23 protein-coding genes are annotated in these 24,192 nt (G+C 71.5%); 14 read left to right on the top strand and 9 right to left on the bottom strand.

Annotation, left to right across the window (positions count from 1 at the left end; translation table 11 throughout):
• Positions 1–23 precede the first annotated feature (23 nt).
• From yvcK to ACIA8O_RS32225, 7 genes are all read left to right on the top strand, one after another.
• On the top strand, positions 24–1,085 hold the full coding sequence (gene yvcK / locus ACIA8O_RS32255) for a uridine diphosphate-N-acetylglucosamine-binding protein YvcK (protein WP_396297547.1): 1,062 nt from the start codon (positions 24–26) through the stop codon (positions 1,083–1,085).
• A complete protein-coding gene (gene whiA / locus ACIA8O_RS32250) occupies positions 1,076–2,056 on the top strand; it encodes a DNA-binding protein WhiA (protein ID WP_345288653.1) in 981 nt (326 codons plus the stop codon). Before yvcK ends, whiA begins: the two co-directional genes overlap by 10 nt.
• A gap of 305 nt (positions 2,057–2,361) precedes the next feature.
• Positions 2,362–3,366 carry a type I glyceraldehyde-3-phosphate dehydrogenase gene (gene gap / locus ACIA8O_RS32245; RefSeq protein WP_396297546.1) on the top strand — a complete coding sequence of 335 codons (1,005 nt, stop codon included), beginning with the start codon at positions 2,362–2,364 and terminating at the stop codon, positions 3,364–3,366.
• 157 nt (positions 3,367–3,523) lie between these two features.
• Positions 3,524–4,729 (top strand): phosphoglycerate kinase, encoded by a 1,206-nt coding sequence (locus ACIA8O_RS32240; protein ID WP_396297545.1) that lies wholly within the window; start codon positions 3,524–3,526, stop codon positions 4,727–4,729.
• Between the two features lie 3 nt (positions 4,730–4,732).
• The gene (tpiA, locus tag ACIA8O_RS32235; protein ID WP_396297544.1) at positions 4,733–5,518 is read left to right on the top strand and encodes a triose-phosphate isomerase; all 786 of its coding nucleotides are present in this window, start codon (positions 4,733–4,735) and stop codon (positions 5,516–5,518) included.
• A gap of 87 nt (positions 5,519–5,605) precedes the next feature.
• Entirely contained in the window at positions 5,606–5,842 is a 237-nt protein-coding gene (gene secG, locus ACIA8O_RS32230) for a preprotein translocase subunit SecG (protein ID WP_396297543.1), read from the top strand.
• Positions 5,843–6,062: 220 nt separating this feature from the next.
• The gene (locus ACIA8O_RS32225) at positions 6,063–6,398 is read left to right on the top strand and encodes an RNA polymerase-binding protein RbpA (protein WP_082598926.1); all 336 of its coding nucleotides are present in this window, start codon (positions 6,063–6,065) and stop codon (positions 6,396–6,398) included.
• 71 nt (positions 6,399–6,469) lie between these two features.
• Here ACIA8O_RS32225 and pgl read toward each other — a convergent pair whose 3' ends face one another.
• The 5 genes from pgl to tkt all read right to left on the bottom strand — a co-directional run bounded on the left by pgl (position 6,470) and on the right by tkt (position 13,302).
• Complete coding sequence (gene pgl, locus ACIA8O_RS32220) at positions 6,470–7,201, bottom strand: 6-phosphogluconolactonase (protein ID WP_396297668.1); 732 nt, start codon at positions 7,199–7,201, stop codon at positions 6,470–6,472.
• Positions 7,202–7,248: 47 nt separating this feature from the next.
• Entirely contained in the window at positions 7,249–8,388 is a 1,140-nt protein-coding gene (gene opcA, locus ACIA8O_RS32215; protein WP_396297542.1) for a glucose-6-phosphate dehydrogenase assembly protein OpcA, read from the bottom strand.
• Complete coding sequence (gene zwf, locus ACIA8O_RS32210) at positions 8,385–9,905, bottom strand: glucose-6-phosphate dehydrogenase (RefSeq protein ID WP_396297667.1); 1,521 nt, start codon at positions 9,903–9,905, stop codon at positions 8,385–8,387. The genes opcA and zwf overlap by 4 nt, the downstream gene beginning before the upstream one ends.
• A gap of 105 nt (positions 9,906–10,010) precedes the next feature.
• The gene (tal, locus tag ACIA8O_RS32205) at positions 10,011–11,126 is read right to left on the bottom strand and encodes a transaldolase (protein WP_396297541.1); all 1,116 of its coding nucleotides are present in this window, start codon (positions 11,124–11,126) and stop codon (positions 10,011–10,013) included.
• A gap of 79 nt (positions 11,127–11,205) precedes the next feature.
• Positions 11,206–13,302 (bottom strand): transketolase, encoded by a 2,097-nt coding sequence (gene tkt, locus ACIA8O_RS32200; RefSeq protein ID WP_396297540.1) that lies wholly within the window; start codon positions 13,300–13,302, stop codon positions 11,206–11,208.
• A 445-nt stretch (positions 13,303–13,747) separates the two neighbouring features.
• On the opposite strand from tkt, the gene ACIA8O_RS32195 reads away from it, so the two are divergent.
• Positions 13,748–14,689, top strand: a complete 942-nt coding sequence (locus tag ACIA8O_RS32195) for a heme o synthase (protein WP_396297539.1) — start codon at positions 13,748–13,750, stop codon at positions 14,687–14,689.
• Between the two features lie 47 nt (positions 14,690–14,736).
• On the opposite strand, the gene ACIA8O_RS32190 is transcribed toward ACIA8O_RS32195, so the two are convergent.
• Positions 14,737–15,381, bottom strand: a complete 645-nt coding sequence (locus ACIA8O_RS32190; RefSeq protein WP_396297538.1) for a DUF2461 domain-containing protein — start codon at positions 15,379–15,381, stop codon at positions 14,737–14,739.
• A gap of 88 nt (positions 15,382–15,469) precedes the next feature.
• Between ACIA8O_RS32190 and ACIA8O_RS32185 the strand changes: the two genes are divergently transcribed.
• On the top strand, positions 15,470–15,808 hold the full coding sequence (locus ACIA8O_RS32185) for a hypothetical protein (protein ID WP_396297537.1): 339 nt from the start codon (positions 15,470–15,472) through the stop codon (positions 15,806–15,808).
• A 59-nt stretch (positions 15,809–15,867) separates the two neighbouring features.
• Here the strand turns inward: ACIA8O_RS32185 and ACIA8O_RS32180 are convergent, their stop codons facing one another.
• Positions 15,868–16,875, bottom strand: a complete 1,008-nt coding sequence (locus ACIA8O_RS32180; RefSeq protein WP_396297536.1) for a heme A synthase — start codon at positions 16,873–16,875, stop codon at positions 15,868–15,870.
• 182 nt (positions 16,876–17,057) lie between these two features.
• On the opposite strand from ACIA8O_RS32180, the gene ACIA8O_RS32175 reads away from it, so the two are divergent.
• The 3 genes from ACIA8O_RS32175 (at position 17,058) to ACIA8O_RS32165 (ending at position 20,069) form a co-directional block, all read left to right on the top strand.
• Complete coding sequence (locus ACIA8O_RS32175) at positions 17,058–17,867, top strand: hypothetical protein (protein WP_396297535.1); 810 nt, start codon at positions 17,058–17,060, stop codon at positions 17,865–17,867.
• A gap of 129 nt (positions 17,868–17,996) precedes the next feature.
• Positions 17,997–19,319 carry a choice-of-anchor A family protein gene (locus ACIA8O_RS32170; RefSeq protein WP_396297534.1) on the top strand — a complete coding sequence of 441 codons (1,323 nt, stop codon included), beginning with the start codon at positions 17,997–17,999 and terminating at the stop codon, positions 19,317–19,319.
• Positions 19,320–19,487: 168 nt separating this feature from the next.
• The gene (locus ACIA8O_RS32165) at positions 19,488–20,069 is read left to right on the top strand and encodes an LPXTG cell wall anchor domain-containing protein (protein WP_396297533.1); all 582 of its coding nucleotides are present in this window, start codon (positions 19,488–19,490) and stop codon (positions 20,067–20,069) included.
• A gap of 4 nt (positions 20,070–20,073) precedes the next feature.
• Here the strand turns inward: ACIA8O_RS32165 and ACIA8O_RS32160 are convergent, their stop codons facing one another.
• Together ACIA8O_RS32160 and ACIA8O_RS32155 are read right to left on the bottom strand one after the other, a co-directional pair.
• The gene (locus ACIA8O_RS32160) at positions 20,074–20,838 is read right to left on the bottom strand and encodes an ABC transporter permease (RefSeq protein WP_396297532.1); all 765 of its coding nucleotides are present in this window, start codon (positions 20,836–20,838) and stop codon (positions 20,074–20,076) included.
• Positions 20,835–21,758, bottom strand: a complete 924-nt coding sequence (locus ACIA8O_RS32155) for an ABC transporter ATP-binding protein (protein WP_396297531.1) — start codon at positions 21,756–21,758, stop codon at positions 20,835–20,837. Before ACIA8O_RS32155 ends, ACIA8O_RS32160 begins: the two co-directional genes overlap by 4 nt.
• 164 nt (positions 21,759–21,922) lie before the next feature.
• Here ACIA8O_RS32155 and ACIA8O_RS32150 point away from each other — a divergent pair, with 164 nt between their 5' ends.
• Positions 21,923–22,765, top strand: a complete 843-nt coding sequence (locus tag ACIA8O_RS32150; RefSeq protein WP_396297530.1) for a helix-turn-helix transcriptional regulator — start codon at positions 21,923–21,925, stop codon at positions 22,763–22,765.
• Positions 22,762–24,177 (top strand): Fe-S cluster assembly protein SufB, encoded by a 1,416-nt coding sequence (sufB, locus tag ACIA8O_RS32145; protein ID WP_396297529.1) that lies wholly within the window; start codon positions 22,762–22,764, stop codon positions 24,175–24,177. Before ACIA8O_RS32150 ends, sufB begins: the two co-directional genes overlap by 4 nt.
• Positions 24,178–24,192 lie beyond the last annotated feature (15 nt).

Raw genomic sequence — 24,192 nt, 5'->3', positions numbered from 1 at the left:
GCTCCGCTGTCGCTCGTACAGACATGGTGGAACGACGGACTGGGGTCGGCGTGGCAGTGGTGGGGCACTCGGTGGCGGGGCAGGCACCGGCACGACAGCGGCGTGCGCCCAGAATCACCGCGCTCGGTGGTGGCCAGGGGCTGTCCGCCTCGCTCTCCGCGCTGCGCCGGCTCACCACCGAGCTGACCGCCGTGGTCACCGTCGCCGACGACGGGGGCTCCAGCGGCCGGCTCCGGGCCGAGCTGGGCGTGCTCCCGCCGGGCGACCTGCGCAAGGCGCTGGCCGCGCTCTGCGGGGACGACGAGTGGGGCCGGACCTGGTCCGAGGTGATCCAGCAGCGCTTCACCGGGGACGGCGAGCTGGGCGGCCACGCGGTGGGCAACCTGCTGATCGTCGCCCTCTGGGAGAAGCTCGGCGATCCGGTGGCCGCCCTGGAGTGGGTCGGCAAGCTGCTCAACGTGCAGGGCCGGGTGCTGCCGATGTCGGCGGTGCCGCTGGACATCGAGGCCGACGTGCGCGGGCACGACCCGGCCCGCCCCGCCGAGCTGACCGCCGTCCGCGGCCAGGCCCACGTGGCCGTCACCCCCGGCACGGTGGAGTCGATCCGGCTGCTGCCCGAGGAGCCCCCGGCCGTCCCGGAGGCGGTCAAGGCGGTGCTGGACGCGGACTGGGTGGTGCTCGGCCCCGGCTCCTGGTTCACCAGCGTGCTGCCGCACCTGCTGGTCCCGGAGCTGGCCGCGGCGCTCTCCGAGACCCGGGCCCGCCGCCTGCTCACCCTCAACCTGGCCCCGCAGCCGGGCGAGACCGAGGGCTTCACCCCGCAGCGCCACCTGGAGGTCTTCGCCGACCACGCTCCGGGGCTCTCGGTGGATGCGATCCTTGTCGACGAGCGCGCCGTCACCGGCGGCGCCTTCGGCCAGGCGGACCTGGCCGGACTGGAGAAGGCCGCCGGACGGATGGGTGCCGCACTGGTGCTCGACCGGGTCGCCGCCGCGGACGGCACGCCGCGACACGACCGGGAGCTGTTGGCGGCTGCGTACGACCGGATTTTCCGGACACATGGAAGGATCGGCCCATGGCGATGACGGCAGCGGTCAAGGACGAAATCAGCCGGCTCCCCGTCACCCGGGCCTGCTGCCGCAAGGCAGAGGTCTCGGCGATCCTCCGGTTCGCGGGCGGGCTCCACATCGTGAGCGGCCGGATCGTGATCGAGGCGGAGCTGGACACCGGCATTGCGGCCCGCAGGCTGCGCAAGGACCTGTTGGAGATCTTCGGACACTCCTCGGACCTGGTGGTGATGGCCCCCGGCGGGCTGCGCCGCGGCAGCCGGTACGTGGTGCGGGTGGTGAAGGACGGTGAGTTGCTGGCCCGGCAGACCGGGCTGGTGGACGGGCGCGGGCGCCCGATCCGGGGCCTGCCCCCGGCGGTGGTCTCGGGCGCGACCTGTGACGCGGAGGCCGCCTGGCGCGGCGCCTTCCTGGCGCACGGCTCGCTGACCGAGCCGGGCCGCTCCTCCTCCCTGGAGATCACCTGCCCCGGCTCCGAGGCGGCGCTCGCCCTGGTCGGCGCGGCCCGCCGGCTGGGCATCCCGGCCAAGGCCCGCGAGGTGCGCGGGGTGGACCGGGTGGTGATCCGGGACGGCGACGCGATCGGCGCGCTGCTCACCCGGCTCGGCGCGCACGAGTCGGTGCTGGCCTGGGAGGAGCGCCGGATGCGGCGCGAGGTGCGCGCCACCGCCAACCGGCTGGCCAACTTCGACGACGCCAACCTGCGCCGCTCGGCCCGGGCCGCGGTGGCGGCCGGCGCCCGGGTGCAGCGCGCGCTGGAGATCCTCGGCGAGGAGGTGCCCGAGCACCTGGCGGCCGCCGGCCAGCTGCGGATGCAGCACAAGCAGGCCTCGCTGGAGGAGCTCGGCGCGCTCGCCGACCCGCCGCTCACCAAGGACGCGGTGGCCGGCCGGATCCGCCGGCTGCTGGCGATGGCCGACAAGCGCGCCTCCGAGCTCGGCCTGCCGAGCACCGAGGCCAGCCTCACCGACGAGATGGCGATGAACTGACGGGGTCTCAGACGGCCCACGCACCGAACGGCCGGTGTCCACATCGTGGACACCGGCCTTCGTGTCACCCGACGCCCCGTCAGGTGCCGGAAGGGCCCGGGCCCAACTGCCCAGCGGGGTCGGGACGTAGGGCACGAGAAGGTCCCACGGGCCCGTCAGGGCAGGCCTGCGGCGGTGAGGCGATGTGCCCACGCAGGCCGTGGAGGGGTAGGGTCATAGGTGGTCGGGGACATCCCATTTCCATCGCGTCGGGCAACCGGCGCCATCGTCGGGCGACCGGCGTTACCCAATAAGGAGATCGGTTCGTGACGATCCGGGTAGGCATCAACGGGTTCGGCCGCATCGGCCGCAACTTCTTCCGTGCGGTTAAGTCCCAGGGCGCGGACATCGAGATCGTCGGTGTGAACGACCTGACCGACACCAAGACCCTCGCTCACCTCCTCAAGTACGACTCCATCCTCGGAACCCTCCAGGCCGAGGTGTCGCACACCGCCGACAGCATCACCGTCGACGGCCACACCTTCAAGGTGATCGCCGAGCGTGACCCGGCGAACCTTCCGTGGGGCGAGCTGGGCGTGGACATCGTGATCGAGTCCACCGGCATCTTCACCAAGGCGGAGGCTGCGAAGAAGCACGTCACCGCGGGTGCGAAGAAGGTCATCATCTCGGCGCCGGCGACCGACGAGGACGTCACCATCGTCATGGGCGTCAACGACGAGAAGTACGACGCGGCGAACCACACCGTCATCTCCAACGCCTCCTGCACCACCAACTGCGTGGCGCCGATGGCGAAGGTCCTCCACGAGAACTTCGGCATCGTCAAGGGCCTGATGACCACGGTGCACGCGTTCACCAACGACCAGGTCACCCTGGACTTCCCGCACAAGGACCTGCGTCGTGCGCGCGCGGCGTCCATCAACATCATTCCGACCTCGACGGGTGCCGCCAAGGCCACCGCCCTGGTCCTGCCCGAGCTGAAGGGCAAGCTGGACGGCACCTCGCTGCGCGTCCCGGTCCCGACCGGTTCGATCACCGACCTCGTGGTCACCCTCGAGCGCGACGTCACGATCGAGGAGGTCAACGAGGCCTTCCAGAAGGCCTCCGAGGGCTCCCTCAAGGGCATCCTGCAGTACACCGAGGACCCGATCGTCTCCTCCGACATCGTGAACTCGCCGTTCTCCACGATCTTCGACTCCCAGCTCACCATGGTCCAGGGCAACCAGGTCAAGGTGCTCGGCTGGTACGACAACGAGTGGGGTTACTCGAACCGTCTGGTCAACCTCACCACCCTCGTCGGTGGCCAGCTCTGATCCAGCGGAAGCTGATGTGATGTGAGCAAGGGCCCGGACGCCTCGCGTTCGGGTCCCTGCTCTGTCCCTCACCCGGGTCGGGACCCCCGGGTAGCCACTGCCGAGCGGTCCGCCGTCGTGCCGCTTCCACCTCCTCTTCCCAGGAGATCCGTCCACCGTGAAGAAGATCGAAGACCTCCAGGTCAACGGCCAGCGGGTGTTCGTCCGCGCCGACCTCAACGTGCCGCTGTCCAACGGTGCCATCACCGACGACGGCCGCATCCGCGCCGTCGCCCCGACCATCGCCAAGCTGGTCGCGGCCGGTGCCAAGGTGATCGTCGCTTCCCACCTGGGCCGCCCCAAGGGCGAGCCCGACCCGCAGTTCTCGCTCGCCCCGGTCGCCGTCCGCCTCGGCGAGATCCTCGGCAAGCCGGTGGCCTTCGCCACCGACACCGTGGGCGAGAGCGCGAAGGCCACCGTCGCCGCCCTGGGCGACGGCGAGGTCACGCTGCTGGAGAACCTGCGCTTCAACGCCGGCGAGACCGCCAAGGACGACGCCGAGCGCGGCGCCTTCGCCGACGAGCTGGCCGCCCTGGCCGACCTCTACGTGGGCGACGGCTTCGGTGCGGTGCACCGCAAGCACGCCTCGGTGTACGACCTGCCCAAGCGCCTGCCGCACGCGGTCGGCGACCTGATCGCCACCGAGGTCGGCGTGCTCAAGCGCCTGACCGAGGAGGTCGAGCGTCCGTACGTGGTGGTGCTCGGCGGCTCCAAGGTCTCCGACAAGGTCGGCGTCATCGACAACCTGCTGGGCAAGGCCGACCGCATCCTGATCGGCGGCGGCATGGCGTACACCTTCCTCGCGGCCCTGGGCCACGAGGTCGGCATCTCGCTGCTGCAGAAGGACCAGATCCCGACCGTCCTGGAGTACCTGGAGCGGGGCAGGGCCAACGGCGTCGAGTTCGTGCTGCCGGTCGACGTGGCCATCTCGGCGACCTTCCCGGACACCAAGACCCACAAGCCGGTGGAGGACTTCGAGGTCGTCGACGCGGACGGGATCCCCGCCGACAAGGAGGGCCTGGACATCGGCCCGAAGACCCAGCAGCTCTTCGCCGAGAAGCTGGCCGACGCCAAGACCGTGTTCTGGAACGGCCCGGTCGGCGTCTTCGAGCACCCGGCCTTCGCCGAGGGCACCAAGGCCGTCGCGCAGGCACTGCTGGACAGCGACGCGTTCACCGTGGTCGGTGGCGGCGACTCCGCCGCGGCCGTCCGCATCCTGGGCTTCGACGAGAACGAGTTCGGGCACATTTCGACCGGCGGTGGCGCCAGCCTCGAGTACCTGGAGGGCAAGACCCTCCCCGGTCTCGCCGCCCTGGAGGACTGAGACATGACGGACCGTCTCCCGCTGATGGCGGGCAACTGGAAGATGAACCTCGACCACTTCGAGGCCATCCACCACACCCAGAAGCTGGCGTTCTCGCTGGCCGACAAGGACTTCGAGGCCGTCGAGGTCGCCGTCCTGGTGCCCTTCACCGACCTGCGCTCCGTGCAGACCCTGGTGGACGGCGACAAGCTGAAGATCAAGTACGGCGCCCAGGACCTCTCGGCGCACGACTCCGGTGCGTACACCGGCGAGGTCTCCGGCCCGATGCTCTCCAAGCTCAAGTGCACCTTCGTGGCCATCGGCCACTCGGAGCGCCGCCAGTACCACGGCGAGAACGAGGAGATCGTCAACGCCAAGGTCAAGGCCGCCTACCGGAACGGGATCACCCCGATCCTCTGCGTCGGCGAGCCGCTGGACATCCGCAAGGCCGGCACCCACGTCGAGTACACCCTGGCCCAGCTGGACGGTGCGCTGGACGGCGTCCCGGCCTCGGACGCCGAGTCGATCGTGGTCGCGTACGAGCCGGTCTGGGCGATCGGCACCGGCGAGGTGGCCACCCCGGAGGACGCGCAGGAGGTCTGCGCCGCGATCCGGGTCCGCCTCGGCGAGCTGTACTCGGCCGAGCTGGCCGACAAGGTCCGCGTGCTGTACGGCGGTTCGGTGAAGTCCTCCAGTGCGGCCGGCCTGATGGCCAAGCCCGACGTGGACGGCGCGCTGATCGGTGGTGCCTCGCTGGACGCCGAGGAGTTCGTCAAGATCGTGCGCTACCGTGAGCAGGCAGTAGGCTAACGCCGCTCCAGCAACGTAGGCTTTGGGGCCGGGACCGCCGTCAGCGGCCCGGCCCCTTCGCCGAAGATACGAGAGATTGGTCCCGCTGTGGTTCTCGGGTTCACGATTGCCCTGATCGTCTTCAGCCTGCTGATGGTCCTCCTGGTGCTGCTGCACAAGGGCAAGGGCGGCGGTCTCTCCGACATGTTCGGTGGTGGCGCGATGTCCACCGGTGGCGGCTCCGCGGTGGCCGAGCGCAACCTCGACCGGATCACCATCATCGTCGGCATCGGCTGGTTCGCCAGCATCGTGGTGCTCGGCCTGGTGCTCAAGTACAAGAGCTGACACCGTACTTCGGGTCTTGCCGGTCCCGCCGGACTCCTGACGCGACGTCGCATCGCGGCTTATGCTCGAAAGCGGTGAAGTGCCAGGAGTGGTGCGGACAGATCCTTAACCGCTGCTTACACTAGGACGACTTCGCCACCGGGCGTGGGCGTTCCAGCCCCTTTCCCGGGCAGCGGCCGAGATCGCAACGCACCAGTAAGCCTTCGCAGGGAGTCAGACCGTGGCAAGTGGCAACGCCATCCGTGGCAGCAGAGTCGGCGCCGGCCCGATGGGCGAGGCGGAGCGCGGCGAGTCCGCCCCCCGCAACCGGATCTCCTTCTGGTGTGCGAACAAGCACGAGACCAAGCCGAGCTTCGCCGCCGAGGCGGTCATCCCGGACACCTGGGACTGCCCGCGCTGCGGCTTCCCGGCCGGCCAGGACGAGCACAACCCGCCCGCGCCCTCGCGCAACGAGCCCTACAAGACCCACCTCGCCTACGTCCGCGAGCGGCGCACCGACGCCGACGGCGAGGCGATCCTGGCCGAGGCGCTGGCGAAGCTCCGCGGCGAGATCTGAGCACGCGTCAACCACAGCGGGTACGCAGCAGGGCCCGGCCTCCACGAAGGAGGCCGGGCCCTGACGCGTTCTCAGGCCGAGGCCGGCGGGTACAGCTGCGGCGGGATCTTCGCCGCCGCCGCCCGGTCCAGCAGCCAGAGGGTGCGGACGGTGCCCCGCGCGGCCGAGGCCGGGGCCAGCAGCTCGCCCGGGCCGGAGAGGGCCAGCGCCACGGCGCCGGCCTTGTCCTCGCCGGCCGCCAGCAGCCAGACCTCGCGGGCCGAGCGGATGGCGGGCAGGGTCAGCGAGACCCGGGTGGGCGGGGGCTTGGGCGCGCCCCGGACCCCGACCACGGTCAGCTCGGTCTCCCGCACACCGGGGTGCTCGGGGAAGAGCGAGGCGACGTGGGTGTCCGGCCCGACGCCGAGCAGCAGCACGTCGAACTCGGGCACCTCGCCGCGCCCGGCCGCCTTCGCCAGCTCCTCGGCGTACCGGGCGGCGGCGGACTCCACGTCCGAACCGTCCGGGCCGTCCGAGGCGGGCATCTCGTGCACCCGGGCCGGGTCGAGCGGCAGGGCGTCGAGCAGCTCGGCCCGGGCCTGGGTGGCGTTGCGCTCCGGGTCCCCGGCGGGGAGGTAGCGCTCGTCGCCCCACCAGATGTCCAGCCGGGCCCAGTCCACCGCGTCCCGGGCCGGGGAGGCGGCGATGGCGGCCAGCAGCGCGTTGCCGTTGCGGCCGCCGGTGAGCACCACCGAGGCGGTGCCGCGGGCGGCCTGGGCGTCCACGATCCGGGTGATCAGCCGGGCCGCGGCGGCCTGGGCCATCAGCTCCTTGTCGGCGTGGACCACCAGTTGGGGGGTGGAGGCCGTGCTCACGAGCCGGCCTTCTTCCGGGTGGCGGTCTTCTTGGCCGGCGCCGCCTTCTTGGCCGGGGCGGCCTTCTTGGCGGTGGCCGTCCTCTTCGCGGGCGCCTTCTTCGCGGGAGCCGTCGCGGCCGGTGCCTCCTCCTCGACCCGGGCGGTGACCCGGGGCGGGGCGGCGACGGCGGCCTCGACCACCGGAGCAGCCGTCACCTGCTCCGACCTGGGCTCCTTGAGGCGCTCGATCGGCGTCTTCACGGCGGCCGCGTAGATGTCGTCCGGGTCGAGCCGGCGCAGCTCCTCGGCGATCAGCTCGGCCGTCTCCCGCCGCTTCAGGGCGACCTGACGGTCCGGCGCACCGGGCATCGACAGGGTGCCCATCAGGCCGTCCGGGCGGTCCAGGACGATGTCGCCGTCCGCGGTCCGCAGGGTCACCGAGGTGATGCCCGGACCGGCCGTCACCACCCGCTCCACCGGGACCCGCAGACGGGTCGTCAGCCAGAGGCCGAGCAGCTCGACGCTCGGGTTGTACGACTCGCCCTCGACCACCGCGGAGGTGATCGTCACCGGGCGCTGGTCCAGCGCGGCGGCCAGCATGGAGCGCCAGCCGGTGATCCGGGTCCAGGCCAGGTCGGTGTCGCCGGGGGTGTAGCTGGCGGCCCGCTGGGCCAGCTGGCCGACCGGGGACTCGGCGGTGACGGCGTCGGTGATCCGACGCTGGGCCAGCGCGCCGAGCGGGTCCTGGGCGGGGTGCAGCGGGGCGTTGTCCGGCCACCAGAGCACCACGGGGGCGTCCGGCAGCAGCAGCGGGAGGACCACCGACTGGGCGTGCGAGGCGAGTTCGCCGTGCATCCGGAGGATGACGGTCTCGCCCGAGCCGGCGTCGGTGCCGACCAGGATCTCGGCGTCCAGCCGGGTCTCGGCCCGGGCGCGCGGCGAGCGGCCGGCCCGCTTGATGACGGCCAGGATGCGCGAGGGGTGCTCGCGGGAGGCGTCGTTGGCGGCCTTGAGGGCGTCGTACGCGCTGCCCTCGTCGGTCACGATCACCAGGGTGAGGACCATGCCGGCCGCAGTGGAGCCGCTCTCCCGGCGGGCGTCCATCAGCGCCGCGTTGATCTTGCTGGAGGTGGTGTTGGTGAGGTCGGTCTTCATGGCCGGCGCCAGCTCCTGCCGTCTCGTGCGAGCATCTCGTCCGCCTCAGCGGGGCCCCAGGTGCCGGAGGCGTACTGGGCGGGCTTGCCGTGGGTGTCCCAGTACTGCTCGATCGGGTCGAGGATCTGCCAGGAGAGCTCGACCTCCTGGTGGCGCGGGAAGAGGTTGGCGTCGCCGAGCAGCACGTCCAGGATGAGCCGCTCGTACGCCTCAGGGCTCGACTCGGTGAAGGACTCGCCGTAGGCGAAGTCCATCGTGACGTCGCGGACCTCGAAGGAGGTGCCCGGCACCTTGGAGCCGAAGCGCACGGTGACGCCCTCGTCCGGCTGGACCCGGATGACCAGGGCGTTCTGCCCCAGCTCCTCGGTCGCGTAGGAGTCGAACGGCAGGTACGGGGCGCGCTGGAAGACCACCGCGATCTCGGTGACCCGGCGGCCCAGCCGCTTGCCGGTGCGCAGGTAGAACGGCACCCCGGCCCAGCGGCGGTTGTTGATCTCCAGCTTGATGGCCGCGTAGGTGTCGGTCTTGGACTCGGGGTCGATGCCGTCCTCGTCCAGGTAGCCGACCACCTCCTCGCCGCCCTGCCAGCCGGCCGCGTACTGGCCGCGCACGGTGTGGTTGCCCAGGTCGGCCGGGAGCTTGACGGCGCTGAGCACCTTGAGCTTCTCGGCGACCAGCGCCTTGGGGTGGAAGGAGGCCGGCTCCTCGATGGCGGTGAGCGCCATCAGCTGGAGCAGGTGGTTCTGGATGACGTCGCGGGCGGAGCCGATGCCGTCGTAGTACCCGGCCCGGCCGCCGATGCCGATGTCCTCGGCCATGGTGATCTGCACGTGGTCCACGTAGGACCGGTTCCAGATCGGCTCGAACATCGAGTTGGCGAAGCGGAGCGCCAGGATGTTCTGGACCGTCTCCTTGCCGAGGTAGTGGTCGATCCGGAAGACCTCGTCACGGGGGAAGACCTCGTGGACGATCCGGTTCAGCTCCTGGGCGCTGGCCAGGTCGTGACCGAACGGCTTCTCGATCACCGCGCGGCGCCAGGAGCCCTTCGGCGGGTCGGCCAGCCCGTGCTTCTTGAGCTGCTTGACCACGATCGGGAAGGCGCCGGGCGGGACGGACAGGTAGAAGGCGAAGTTGCCCCCGGTGCCCTGCGCCTCGTCCAGGTCCGCGATGGTCTTGCGCAGGGTCTCGAACGCCTCGTCGTCGTCGAAGGTGCCCTGCACGAAGCGCATGCCCTTGGCCAGCTGCTGCCAGACCTCCTCGCGGAAGGGGGTGCGGGCGTGCTGCTTGACCGCGTCGTGGACCTCCTTGGCGAAGTCCTCGTTCTCCCACTCGCGGCGGGCGAAGCCGACGAGCGAGAAGCCCGGCGGCAGCAGGCCGCGGTTGGCCAGGTCGTAGATGGCCGGCATCAGCTTCTTGCGCGACAGGTCGCCGGTGACCCCGAAGATGACCAGGCCCGACGGCCCCGCGATGCGCGGGAGCCGTCGGTCTGCGGGGTCACGCAGCGGATTCGAGGGCACGAGCGGGGGGTCGCCCTGCTCGCCCTCGGCCCCGGAGAGGTCGGGGAAGGTTTCAGTGCTCACTGGTGGTGAACTCCGCTTCGTGAACGTCGGTGTGAGCGGGTGTCAGTTCTCGTCGGCGAAGGAGGCGAGCGAGGCGGTGACGGTGTCCAGCAGCTCGTTCCAGGACTGCTCGAACTTCTGCACGCCCTCGTCCTCCAGCACCTGGACCACGTCGTCGTAGTCCACGCCGGCCGCGGCGATGGCGTCCATCACGGCCTTGGCGTCGGCGTAGTTGGGGGTGATGGTGTCGCCGGTGACCACGCCGTGGTCGCCGGTGGCGTCCAGGGTGGCCTCGGGCATGGTGTTGACGGTGCCCGGGGCGACCAGCTCGGTCACGTACAGGGTGTCCGGGAGGTTCGGGTCCTTGACGCCGGTGGAGGCCCAGAGCGGACGCTGCGGCTTGGCGCCGGCCGCCTCCAGCGCCTTCCAGCGCTCGCTGCCGAACACCTCCTCGTACGCCTGGTAGGCGAGCCGGGCGTTGGCCAGCGCGGCCTTGGAGCGCAGCTCCTTGGCCTCGCCGCCGATCTTGTCCAGGCGCTTGTCGATCTCGGTGTCCACGCGGGAGACGAAGAAGGAGGCGACCGACTCGATCTGCGACAGGTCCAGGCCGGTGGCCTTGGCCTTCTCCAGACCCGCCAGGTAGGCGTCCATCACGGCGCGGTAGCGCTCCAGCGAGAAGATCAGCGTGACGTTGACGCTGATGCCCTTGCCGAGCACCTCGGTGATGGCGGGCAGGCCGGCCTTGGTGGCGGGGATCTTGATCAGCACGTTGGGGCGGTCCACCAGCCACCACAGCTGCTTGGCCTCGGCCACGGTGGCCGCGGTCTCGTGCGCCAGCCGCGGGTCGACCTCGATGGAGACCCGGCCGTCACGGCCGTTGCTGGCGTCGTAGACCGGGCGCAGCACGTCGGCGGCGTCGCGCACGTCCGAGGTGGTGATCATGCGGATCGCCTCGTCGGTGGTGACCTTGCGGACCGCCAGGTCGCGCAGCTGGCCGTTGTAGGCCGCGCTGCCGCCGCCGATGGCCTTCTGGAAGATGGTCGGGTTGGTGGTGACGCCGACCACGTGCTTGCTCTGCACCAGCTCGGCCAGGTTCCCGGAGTTCAGCCGGTCACGGCTGAGGTCGTCCAGCCAGATCGCCACGCCCTCGTCGCTGAGGCGCTTCAGTGCGTCAGTCATGGTGCTCATTCCTCTTTTGTTCTGATGAGAAGTCAGGAAGGGGTGGGTGCCCGTGGAGGGCACCCACCCCCGGGTGCGACTAGCGCGAGACGGCCTCGACGGTGCGCAGCGAGGCGCGGGCGGCGTTGGCCACGGCGTCGGCGGTCAGGCCGAACTCGCGGAAGAGGACCTTGTAGTCGGCGGAGGCGCCGAAGTGCTCCAGGCTGATGATCCGGCCGGCGTCGCCGACCAGCTCGCGCCAGCCCTGGGCGATGCCCGCCTCGACCGAGACCCGGGCCTTGACGTTCGGCGGCAGCACGCTGTCCCGGTAGGCCTGGTCCTGCTCGTTGAACCACTCGATCGAGGGCATCGAGACGACCCGGGTCGGGATGCCGTCGGCCTCCAGCTCCTCGCGGGCGGTGACCGCGAGCTGCACCTCGGAGCCGGTGGCGATCAGGATCACCTTGGGCGCCGCGTCGGAGGCCTCGGCCAGCACGTAGCCGCCCTTGGCGGTGCCCTCGGCGGAGCCGAAGACCTCGCGGTCCCAGGTGGGCACGTTCTGGCGGGTGAGGGCCAGGCCGACCGGGCCGGGGTGGCTGGTCTGGCGCTCCAGCACGGTGCGCCAGGCGACGGCGGTCTCGTTGGCGTCGGCCGGGCGGACCATGGCCAGGCCCGGGATGGCGCGCAGCGAGGCCAGGTGCTCCACCGGCTGGTGGGTCGGGCCGTCCTCGCCGAGGCCGATCGAGTCGTGCGTCCAGACGTAGGTGACCGGCAGCTTCATCAGCGCGGCCAGGCGGACCGCCGGGCGCATGTAGTCGGCGAAGACCAGGAAGGTGCCGCCGAAGACGCGGGTCTTCCCGTGCAGCGCGATGCCGTTCATGGTCGAGCCCATGGCGTGCTCGCGGATCCCGAAGTGGATCGTCCGGCCGTACGGGGAGGCCGACTTGAGCGGGTTCCCCTCCGGCAGGAAGGAGCTGTGCTCGTCGATCGTGGTCAGGTTGGACTCGGCCAGGTCGGCCGAGCCGCCCCAGAGCTCGGGGATGACCGCGCCGAGCGCCTTGAGGGTGTCGCCGGAGGCCTTGCGGGTGGCGACCTCCTTGCCGGCCTCGAAGACCGGGACGGCCTTCTCCCAGCCGTCCGGCAGTTCGCCGCCCGAGATCCGGTCGAACTCGGCGGCCCGCTCCGGGTTGGCCTCGCGCCAGGCGTGGAACGACTTCTCCCACTCGGCCCGGCCGGCCTTGCCGCGCTGGACGACCTCGCGGGCGTGGTTGATCACGGTCTCCGAGACCTCGAAGGTCTTGGTCGGGTCGAAGCCCAGCACCTTCTTGGTGGCGGCGATCTCGGCGTCGCCGAGCGCGGAGCCGTGCGCCTTGGCGGTGTTCTGGGCGTCCGGGGCCGGCCAGGCGATGATGGTGCGCATCGCGATGATCGACGGGCGCTCGGTCTCGGCCTTGGCGGCGGCCAGCGCGGCGGCCAGCGCGTGGACGTCCACGTCGCCGTCGGCCTTCTGGGTGATCCGCTGCACGTGCCAGCCGTACGCCTCGTAGCGCGCGAGCACGTCCTCGGAGAAGGCGGTCTCGGTGTCGCCCTCGATCGAGATGTGGTTGTCGTCGTACAGCGCGACCAGGTTGCCCAGCTTCTGGTGGCCCGCCAGGGAGGAGGCCTCGGCCGAGATGCCCTCCTCCAGGTCGCCGTCGCTGACGATGGCCCAGATGGTGTGGTCGAACGGGGAGGTGCCCGCGGCCGCCTCCGGGTCGAACAGGCCGCGCTCGTAGCGGGCGGCCATCGCCATGCCCACCGCGTTGGCGATGCCCTGGCCCAGCGGGCCGGTGGTGGTCTCGACCCCGGCGGTGTGGCCGTGCTCCGGGTGGCCCGGGGTGCGGCTGCCCGCGACCCGGAAGGCCTTCAGGTCGTCCAGCGAGAGCCCGTAACCCGACAGGTAGAGCTGGGTGTAGAGCGTCAGCGAGGTGTGCCCGGGGGAGAGCACGAAGCGGTCGCGGCCGGCCCACGCGGGGTCGGTCGGGTCGTGGCGCAGGAAGCGCTGGAAGATCACGTACGCGGCGGGGGCCAGCGACATGGCCGTCCCCGGGTGCCCGTTGCCGACCTTCTGGACGGCGTCCATGGCCAGGACTCGGGCGGTGTCGACGGTCCGCTGGTCCAGCTCGGTCCACTCGAATGCGTTCGGCGTGGTGCTCACCCTTTCTCAGGGCTCCTTCCATGTGAAGAGTGACCCCGTGAGGGACCGGGCCGGCCACGGCGCTGTGGACCTGACGTCTCGTCGGTTCCGGTCACGGAGGGTTGATCCCGCTTCTCTGTGCGAGCCTACCGCCCGGGCGGGCCTTCACCCTGCGTGGCAGGACATCCCGGACGTACCTCCCGTGATTCCCGTGGACCGTGTCACCTGCGCACGCCCCGCCTTCCCCCCGGGCGCCGCCGACGGCCCGTCAGACGGGCAGGACGGGGGACCCGGCCGCTTTGCCACGATTCACCCGGCGGTGTGCGGTTCCGCCTCGCCGGAGGACCCCGGCGCCGGTCCCGGTATATGGAGCGTCTAAGGTGGCGTGGTACGCGCAGTGCGGACGGATTCGGCACGTTCTGGTTCCGGGGACGCCTGTGAAGATTCACCGTGAGTTGGGGTGTCCGTGACCGCCGTTGAATCCCGTCCTGCCGGGGTGCTGGGGACTTCCCCTGCCCGCAGGCCGTTCGGGGCCCGCGTCGGGGCGTTCGTCGCGCTGACGAAGCCCCGGATCATCGAACTGCTGCTGATCACCACCGTGCCGGTGATGTTCCTGGCACAGCGCGGCGTGCCCGATCCGCTGCTGGTCGTCTGGGTGGTGGTCGGCGGGTACCTCTCCGCCGGCGGCGCCAACGCGCTCAACATGTACATCGACCGGGACATCGACGCCGTGATGTCCCGGACCGAGCGCCGCCCGCTGGTGACCGGCATGGTCTCGCCGCGCGAGGCACTGGTCTTCGGCATCTCGCTGGCCGTGCTCTCCACCGCCTGGCTCTGGCTGCTGGTCAACCCGCTAGCCTCCGGGCTGGCACTGGCCGCGCTCCTCTTCTACGTCTTCGTCTACACGCTGGGCCTGAAGCGGCGCACCGCGCAGAACATCGTCTGGGGCGGCATCGCCGGCTGCATGCCGGTCTTCGTCGGCTGGGCGGCGGTGACCGACTCGCTGTCCTGGTCGGCGCTGGTGCTCTTCCTGGTCATCTTCTTCTGGACGCCGCCGCACTACTGGCCGCTGTCGATGAAGGTCCGGGAGGACTACGCCAAGGCCGGCGTGCCGATGCTGCCGGTGCTCAAGGGCAACCTCGCGGTGGCCCGTCAGATCGTCGCCTACTCCTGGGTGATGGTCGGCGTGTCGATGCTGCTCTGGCCGCTGGCGCACACCAGCTGGCTGTACCCCGTCTCGGCGGCGGTGCTCGGTGCCTTCTGGCTGAAGGAGGCGCACGGGCTGCACGCCCGGGCCAAGGCCGGGGTGGTCGGGGCGAAGCTGAAGGAGATGCGGCTGTTCCACTGGTCGATCACCTACCTGACCCTGCTCTTCGTGGTCATCGCCGTGGACCCGTTCATCGGCTGATCCGACGTCAGAGAGGCCCCATGCTCCGGCAGGGGGCCTCTCGCGTGTCAGCGGCCGGGGAGTTCGGTGGGGCCGACGTGGTCGTCGAGCCAGGCCATCAGGGGCTGGGTCGCGCGGATGAACTCCGCGATCGTCTCCGCCGCCTCCGGGGTGCCCATCCAGGCGGCGGGCTCCCACTCGCGCCAGGCGACCAGGCCTTTGTTGCGCAGCAGCCCGATCCTCGGGTGGTCCTTGGTGAAGCCGCGCGGGGCGGTCCTCAGCGGCTCCTGCCCGTGCACCGCGATGCCCGGGTGGGCCTCGACGGCCGCGATCACCCGCTCCAGCTCGGCGCCGCTGACGTCCTCGGCCACCGCGGCCCGGTAGCGGGCGAGTTGGTCGGTGGCGAGGCGGTACATCCCGTTGCCGCAGGCCAGGTGGTCGGCGGAGAGCTGGATGTAGCCGCCGCTGTCCAGCCAGCCGCCGATGTGGGTCTTGTACGGGGTCTTGTCCTTGCTGAACCGGACGTCCCGGAACGGCCGGAACACCTTGCCGGGCCCGAACTCGGGCTCCAGCGCGTCCAGCAGGGCGAGCATCGGGGCGCGGACGTCCTGCTCGTAGCGGGCCTTGTGGGCCTGCCAGAAGGACTTGGAGTTGTCGGTCTCCAGCTGCTCGTAGAACTCGAAGGCCTCGGCGGGCCAGCCTTGGAAGGTCACCCGGCCAGCCTATGCACTCCGCCGGTGTGTCGGGCCGCACACGCCGCTTCCGTCGCCAGATCGACTACCCGTCGGTAGCATGCGGTCCATGAGCAGCGCAGAGACCGCCACCACCGCCGCGCCGGACGCCCGCGCCGAGCGCCGTGCCAAGCGCATCGCCAAGAACATCCAGAGCTTCGCCAAGCAGCACGGCGGCTCCGTCGAGGGCGTGGTCGAGCACGTCAGCGGCATCGCCACCCGGATCGTGCTGGTCGGTGCGGACGGTTCCTGGGGCGACCAGGTCGCGCCCAGCCAGGCCGTCGGCCTGCGCGCCGCCGAGCTGGCCGGCGTGAAGCTGCACGAGGACTTCGAGGGCGAGCTGGCCCTCAAGGTGCGCACCGGCAGCTACGAGTGGAAGCGCATGGCGGGCGTCCAGCTGGGCGGCTGACGGAGCGTACGTCGAGAGGCCCGGACCCGCTGTGGGGGTCCGGGCCTCTCGACGTGTCGTCAGGCGTCCTGCAGCGCCTTGGCGGGAGCCTGGGCGGGGACGGCCACCACCGGGCGGCGGCGCAGCGAGAGCGGCACCCGCAGCGCGGCGATCCAGACCAGCGCGGCGCCGAACATGTGCAGGCCGACCAGGACCTCCGGGGCGTCGGTGAAGTACTGGACGAAGCCGATCAGGCCCTGGGCGAGCAGCAGCACCAGCAGCTCGACGGCCCGGCGGCGGGCGGCCTGCGGGGCCTTGACCGCGGCCAGCGTGAAGATCACCGCGATGGTCAGGCCGAGGGCCAGGAAGACGAAGTCGGTGTGCAGTTGGGCGAGCCGGTCGTAGTCGACCGGGATCCGGGCGACCGGCTTGCCGTCCGAGCTGGAGGCGCCGGGGTGGTGGCCCGCGCCGGTGACCAGGGTGCCGGCCGCGACCAGCAGGCCCATCGCCACCACCAGCACGTCGGCCAGCTGCCGGACCGGGCGGGGCACCAGGAGCTCCGGCTCCCCGTCGCCCTCCTTGGCCCGCTCCCAGGTCAGCACCGCGACCCAGACCAGGCCCATCGCGGCGATCAGGTGCGCGCCGACGATGTAGGGGTTGAGGCCGGTCAGCACGGTGATGCCGCCGAGCACCGCGTTGCTCATCACCAGCCAGAACTGCAGCCAGCCCAGCTTGCTGACGCTCCGTCGCCAGGGCTCGGTGCAGCGGGCGGCCAGGGTGACCCAGGCGACCGCCGCGCAGAGCACGTAGGTGAGCATCCGGTTGGTGAACTCGATGACCCCGTGCACGCCCATCTCGGCGGTGGGCGTCAGGCTCTCGTCGGTGCAGCGCGGCCAGGTCGAGCAGCCCAGCCCGGAGGCGGTCAGCCGGACGGCGCCGCCGGTCACCACGATGACCACGCTCATCACCAGGGCGGCCAGCGCGGCCCGGCGGACGGTCTCGGCGGTCGGGTGCCAGCGCTCGGCGAGCAGGGCGGAGGGAGTAAGCACGTCAATCACTGTAAGCGGCCTTACGGGCCGCACCCGCATCCGGGTGCCGGGCCCACCGTGTGCGGTCGTTCGTGGGGGGAGTGCCCTTGCCCCGGTGGGCGTGTCCGGATCGTTGTCTGGGGAGCCGTTCCGCAGCTTGACCGCTGATAGCACAATCCAGCAGGCTGAGCCACCATTTCGGGGCCTTTGCGCTCCGTCACGCCACAGCGAATTGGTAACCCATGCGCATAACCTCCCCGCTCCGTGCGGCTGCCCTGGTGGCCGCCACCGGGCTGCTCGCCCTGCCGACCGCCGGCCCGGCGTTCGCCTCCGGCGGCAGCACGTACAACATCCCGCTCCACCAGGAGAAGGACCTCCCGATCACGGCCTCCGGCTACGGGAACAAGGAAGCCGAGTGCGCGGGCGTCGGCCCGACCCAGGACGGCTGGCACTTCGTCCTCCCGGGCAACAGCACGGACTTCGTCAAGCTCACCGTGAAGTTCGAGCCCGGTGGCGAGAAGGTCGTCACCACCTTCGGCCCGCCGACCAACAAGCACGCGTACGTGGCCTCGGCCGCGGGCGCCAAGCTGGTCTCCGCGTCCGCCACGGTCAAGGGCGGCGAGGTGAGCTGGTTCAACCTGTCGCACACCTGCCCGGCCACCAGCAAGCCGTCGCCCTCGCCGTCGCCTTCGCCGTCCAACTCGCCGAAGCCGTCGCCGTCGCCGTCCCCGTCGGGCTCGACCTCGCCGTCGCCGTCCCCGTCCGGTTCGACCTCGCCGTCGCCGTCGCCGTCCACCTCGGTGAGCCCGTCCGGTTCGGCCTCGCCGTCCACCTCGGTGAGCCCGTCCGGTTCGGTCTCGCCGTCGGCCGGCTCCTCCTCCCCGGCGGTCGTCGCCCCGGGCGCCTCGGCCACCCCGGGCGCCCCCGGCGACTCGCTCGCCTTCACCGGCACCACCGGTCTGCTGACCACCGCCACCATCGGCACCGTCCTGGTGGCCGGCGGCGCGGCGCTGGTGATCAGCCGTCGCCGCAAGGCCGCGCACCGCGCCTGACCGCGCTGAGCTAGGCCGCTGACGGCCCGTCGGACACCCGACGGGCCGTCAGTTTTTCTTTTTCCGGACAAAGATTCCAAACCGGTCATTGGTCTTGACCTTTGGTACACCCGCTCGACAGAGTGCGCCTTGACCTCCCTCACCTTGGCCGCACCCACCGCGGAGTACCTGCACATGCGCATATCCGTCCCCGCCGCCGCTCTCCTGCTCGGCAGCTCCCTCGCCCTCACCGCCCTGACGGCCCCGGTGGCCACCGCCACCCCGAACGGGGAGCAGTGCGCCGGCCTCGGTGTCGCCAACCTCTACGGCGAGTTCATCGAGGGCGACGACTCGCACAGCCCCGACGCCGAGGGCGCGGTCGCGGTCGGCGGCAACTTCAGCGGCACCTTCTCGGTCGGCAACGAGCTGACCGCCGCCCAGGTCGACAAGCTCCCCGGCAAGAACGCCTTCGTGGTGGCCGGGAACGTCTCCGGCAACGTCCAGGTCATGAAGGGCAACGGCGTCTACGGCGGCACCCTGACGGGCAAGCTGGAGGCGCACCAGGGCAAGATCGCCAAGGGCCCGTCCCCGATCGACTTCGCCGCCGAGTTCACCAAGCTGCGGGCCGCCTCGACCCAGCTGGCCGCCGCGCCCGCCAACGGCAAGGCCGTGACCGACGGCAACGCGCTGCGCCTCACCGGCACCGACCAGAAGCTCAACCACTTCTCGGTCTCCGCCGAGCAGTTGGAGAAGGCCAAGGAGGTCTTCCTGACCGTTCCGGTCGGCGCCGTCACCGTCATCACGGTGACCGGCGGCTCCTACGACCAGGCCAAGGCCGCCACCACCGGCTTCTTCCTCAACGGCATGCTGGACGACAAGCTGCAGAGCTTCGCCGGCGGTGCCGTCCGCGAGAAGCTGCTCTGGAACTTCCCGACCGCCACCAAGGTCACCAAGAACAGCGGCAACGCCTGGCCGGGCAGCGTGCTCGCCCCGAACGCCCACTTCGACCTCGGCAAGGGCGGCCCGGTCAACGGCTCCGTCATCGCCAAGTCGCTGGTCGGCACCGGCGGCGCGGAGACCCACCACTACCCCTTCACCGGCTGCCTGCCGGTGGTCCCCCCGGTCACTCCCTCGGGCAGCCCGTCGCCGAGCCCCTCGGCCTCCCCGTCGCCGTCCGCGAGCACCTCGGGCAGCCCGTCCGCCTCCCCGTCGCCGAGCACCCCGGGCGGCAGCACCTCCCCGAAGCCCAGCGGCTCCGGCACCCCCTCGGGCTCCACCAGCGGCACCCCGTCCGCGACCGCGAGCACCCCGGGCGGCACCGCGCCGAGCGCCTCGCCCTCCTCGCCCGGGGGCGGCCTGGCCTTCACCGGTGCCAGCGGCCTGCTGCCGCTGACCATCGGCGGCGTGGTGATCGTCGGCGCCGGCGCCGCCGTCGTGGTGGCGACCCGCCGCCGGGCGGGCCGCCGCGCCTGACGCACCGTCCGCACAGCACGCACCCGCCGTTCGGGACCGAACGGCGGGTGCGTGCTTTTTTCGCCAAGGCCGCCGACGGCGTGCCCGTCCGCCGGTAGAGTCCGCTCGAAGGTCCGTGCGGGGAGTCAAGGCCCTTGCCGGACAAGGTCGTTCGGGAGGGAACAGCGGATGGCACGGCAGCGTGGGGTGTTCGGCGCGGTACTGGCGGCGGGGGTTCTGGCCCCGCTGCTGCTGACCGGGAGTGCGACGGCCGCGACGGCGGAGCGCGGGGTGGAGTGGACGGTCGGCTGCGACAAGGTCAGCGTCCGGCTGTCCGGCTACGGCGAGCAGTTCACCAACCGGGTCTCGCTGGAGATCGGCGGCAAGGCCGTCGTGACGGAGGAGAAGTTCTCCACCGAGTACAGCAAGGAGTTCCCGGTCGCGGCGCACACCGAGGACCTCACCGTCACCCTCACGGTGACCACCGACGCGGACCCCAAGGCCCCGGTCATCAAGACGGCGACCAGCGCCCCCTGCCCGAAGCCCACCCCGACGCCCACGCCGACCCCGACGCCCACCCCGAGCGCCACCCCGACCCCGACCGCCACGCCCAGCGCGACGCCGTCCAAGAAGCCCAGCCCCAAGCCGAGCGCCCCGCAGCTGGCCGAGACCGGCGGCGGCAGCAGCGCCGTCCCGATCGCGCTGGCCGGCGCGGGCGTGCTGCTGGTCGGCGGCGCCCTGGTCCTGGTCGGACGCCGCCGCTCGCGCTAGCCGGTCACTCCCAGCGGAAGAAGCGGGCCGCCAGGCCCAGCCCCAGCACCGCCCAGGCGCCGAGGATGCCCAGGTCCGCCCAGGGCATCCCGGCGCCGTGCTGGAGCACCCCGCGCAGCCCGTCCGAGAGCGCGCTGATCGGCAGCAGCTCCAGCACCGGCCGGACGGCCTCGGGGAACTTCGCCAGCGGGACGACCACCCCGCCGGCCAGCAGCAGCAGGACGAAGACCAGGTTGGCCGCCGCCAGGGTGGCCTCCGCGCGCAGCGTGCCGGCCATCAGCAGGCCGAGGCCGGAGAAGGCGGCGGTGCCGAGCAGCAGCAGGGCGGCCACCGCGAGCGGGTTCCCCTGCGGGGACCAGCCGAGTGCCAGCGCGATCACCGAGAGCAGGGCCACCTGGAGCACCTCGGTGACCAGCACGCAGCCGGTCTTGGCGGCCATCAGCGCCCAGCGCGGCAGCGGGCTGGCGCCGAGCCGCTTGAGCACCCCGTAGCGCCGCTCGAAGCCGGTGGCGATGGCCTGGCCGGTGAAGGCGGTGGACATCACCGCGAGCGCCAGCAGGCCCGGAGCCAGGAAGTCCACCCGCTTGCCCGGGCCCTCCACGTCCACCACGTCCACGGCGGAGAACAGCACCAGCAGCACGGTCGGGATGACCACGGTGAGCAGCAGCTGCTCGCCGTTGCGCAGCAGCATCTTCGTCTCGAACGCGGTCTGCGCCAGCAGCATCCGCCCGACCGGGGCGGCGCCCGGCATCGGCTCGTAGGTGGTCATCGCAGTTCCCGTCCGGTCAGTTCGAGGAAGACGTCTTCGAGGCTGCGCCGACGCACCGTCAGCCGCTCGGGCAGCACGCCCACCGAGGCGCACCAGGCGGTCACGGCGGCGGGCAGCGCCGGGTCGAGCGGGGCCTCCACCCGGTAGGAGCCCGGGGAGGTCTCGGTGGCGTGGGCGCCGTCCGGCAGGGCCTTGCGCAGGCCGCCGAGGTCGAGGCCGGCCGGGGCCTCGAAGTGCAGGGCGGACTCGGAGCCGCCGCGGCAGAGCTCCTCCACGGTGCCGTCCGCGATCACCTTGCCGGCGTCCACGACCGCCACCCGGTCGGCCAGCTCCTCGGCCTCGTCCAGGTGATGGGTGGTCAGCACCACGGTCACGCCGTCCCGGCGCAGGTCGCGGACCAGCTCCCAGGTGGCCCGGCGGGCCTGCGGGTCGAGCCCGCCGGTGGGCTCGTCCAGGAAGACCAGCTCGGGGCGGCCGACCACGGCCATCGCCAGCGCCAGCCGCTGCTGCTGCCCGCCGGAGAGCCGCCGGTAGGTCGTCCGGCCGCAGGAGCCGAGGCCCAGCCGCCCGACCAGCGCGTCCACGTCCAGCGGGTGGGCGTGCAGCTTGGCGGTGTGCCGGAGCATCTCGACCGCGCGGGCCCCGGCGTAGACGCCGCCGGACTGCAGCATCACGCCGATCCGGGGCCGCAGCGCGGCCGCCTCGGTGACCGGGTCGAGGCCCAGCACCCGGACCGTCCCGGCGTCCGGGCGGCGGTATCCCTCGCAGGTCTCGATGGTGGTGGTCTTCCCGGCGCCGTTCGGCCCGAGCACCGCGGTGACACTGCCCCGCGCGATGGTCAGGTCGAGCCCGTCCACAGCGGTCTTGGCGCCGTACCGCTTCACCAGGCCGGTGACCTGGACCGCTGGTTCGCTATGCATGCGGCTGAGTCTAAGAGGGCTCACACCCGCCCCCGGACCGGGCCTCGATGATCACAATTCCCCGGTCAGGTAAGGCTTACCTGCGTGACAGATGTCATCGGTGAGGTGTGGATCACGGCTTGAACAGCCGGAACGAATTACGCAACAATCGTGTTGTGAAAAACATGCGCGAGCACACCCAGCTGCCGGAGGCCCACGCGGCCCCCGACTGCGCCGTGCCCGCGTCCCCGGAGACGGACGGCCATCCGGCCACCCGGGACAGGGTCGCCCGTTCGATCCTGGACCACGGCCCGTCCTCCGCCGCCGACCTGGCCAGCCGCCTGGGCCTGACCGCCGCCGCCGTCCGCCGCCACCTGGACGGCCTCGCCGCCGCCGGGCTGGTCGACGCGCGCGAGCAGCGGGTCTACGGCAGCCGCGGCCGCGGCCGCCCGGCCAAGGTCTTCGCCCTCACCGACGCCGGCCGTTCGGCCTTCTACCAGGCCTACGACCAGCTCGCGGCCGACGCGCTGCGCTGGATCTCCGAGTCGGTGGGCGGCGGCAAGGCGGGCGAGGAGGCGGTCGCCGCCTTCGCCCGGGCCCGCTTCGGCCGCCAGGGCGAGCGCTACCGCGCCGAGCTGGAGCTGGCCGGTTCCGACCAGCGGGCCGAGGCCCTGGCGAGGGCGCTCAGCGCCGACGGGTACGCTGCCACGGTGCGGCGAGTGCCGTCGGCGGCCACCCCCAAGGCCCCGGCCGGCGCCCAGCTCTGCCAGCACCACTGCCCGGTCGCGCACATCGCCGAGCAGTTCCCCCAGCTCTGCGAGGCGGAGACGGAAGTCTTCTCCCAGCTGCTGGGCACCCACGTGCAACGGCTGGCCACCATCGCCCACGGCGACGGGGTCTGCACCACCTATGTGCCGGCACCCGGTGCCGCACCGTCGGCTGCTTCACGCCAGCTGCCCGGTGCCGTGCCGACTGCCGGTACGTCCACTCCACCAGTACCTGCGTCCGCGCGGAGGAACCTCGCATGACTGACACCGTTTCGCACCCGGAGCTCGAGGGCCTCGGTACCTACGAGTACGGCTGGTCCGACCCGGACGCCGCCGGTGCCGCCGCCAAGCGCGGCCTCAGCGAGGAGGTCGTCCGCGACATCTCGGCCAAGAAGTCCGAGTCGGAGTGGATGCTCAACCTCCGCCTGAAGGGCCTGAAGCTCTTCGGCAAGAAGCCCATGCCGACCTGGGGCTCCGACCTGACCGGCATCGACTTCGACAACATCAAGTACTTCGTCCGCTCCACCGAGAAGCAGGCCGAGTCCTGGGAGGACCTGCCCGCCGACATCAAGGCGACGTACGACAAGCTCGGCATCCCGGAGGCGGAGAAGCAGCGCCTGGTCGCCGGTGTCGCCGCGCAGTACGAGTCCGAGGTCGTCTACCACCAGATCCGCGAGGACCTGGAGGAGCAGGGCGTCATCTTCCTGGACACCGACACCGCGCTCAAGGAGCACCCGGAGCTCTTCAAGGAGTACTTCGGCACCGTGATCCCGGCCGGCGACAACAAGTTCGCCGCGCTGAACACGGCGGTGTGGTCCGGCGGCTCGTTCATCTACGTGCCGAAGGGCGTGCACGTGGACATCCCGCTGCAGGCCTACTTCCGGATCAACACCGAGAACATGGGCCAGTTCGAGCGGACGCTGATCATCGTCGACGAGGACGCCTACGTCCACTACGTCGAGGGCTGCACCGCCCCGATCTACTCCTCGGACTCGCTGCACAGCGCCGTGGTCGAGATCATCGTCAAGAAGGGCGGCCGCTGCCGTTACACGACCATCCAGAACTGGTCGAACAACGTCTACAACCTGGTGACCAAGCGCGCCGTCGCGTACGAGGGCGCCACCATGGAGTGGGTCGACGGCAACATCGGCTCCAAGGTCACCATGAAGTACCCGGCCGTCTACCTGATGGGCGAGCACGCCAAGGGCGAGACCCTGTCGATCGCCTTCGCGGGCGAGGGCCAGCACCAGGACGCCGGCGCCAAGATGGTCCACATGGCCCCGAACACCTCGTCGAACATCGTCTCCAAGTCGGTGGCCCGCGGCGGTGGCCGGACCTCGTACCGCGGTCTGATCGAGATCGGCGAGGGCTCCAAGGGCGCCAAGTCCAACGTGCTCTGCGACGCGCTGCTGGTGGACACCATCTCCCGCTCGGACACCTACCCCTACGTGGACGTCCGCGAGGACGACGTGTCCATGGGCCACGAGGCGACGGTCTCCAAGGTCTCCGAGGACCAGCTGTTCTACCTGATGAGCCGTGGCATGACCGAGTTCGAGGCGATGGCGATGATCGTCCGCGGCTTCGTGGAGCCGATCGCCCGCGAGCTGCCGATGGAGTACGCGCTGGAGCTCAACCGGCTGATCGAGCTGCAGATGGAGGGTTCGGTCGGCTGACCCTTCGTCAGCCCC

It is taken from the genome of Kitasatospora sp. NPDC051853 (genome assembly GCF_044452665.1).
Lineage (GTDB): Bacteria > Actinomycetota > Actinomycetes > Streptomycetales > Streptomycetaceae > Kitasatospora.
Note: the sequence above shows the minus strand (reverse complement) of the source record. Positions and strands in the feature narration are given on the sequence as shown.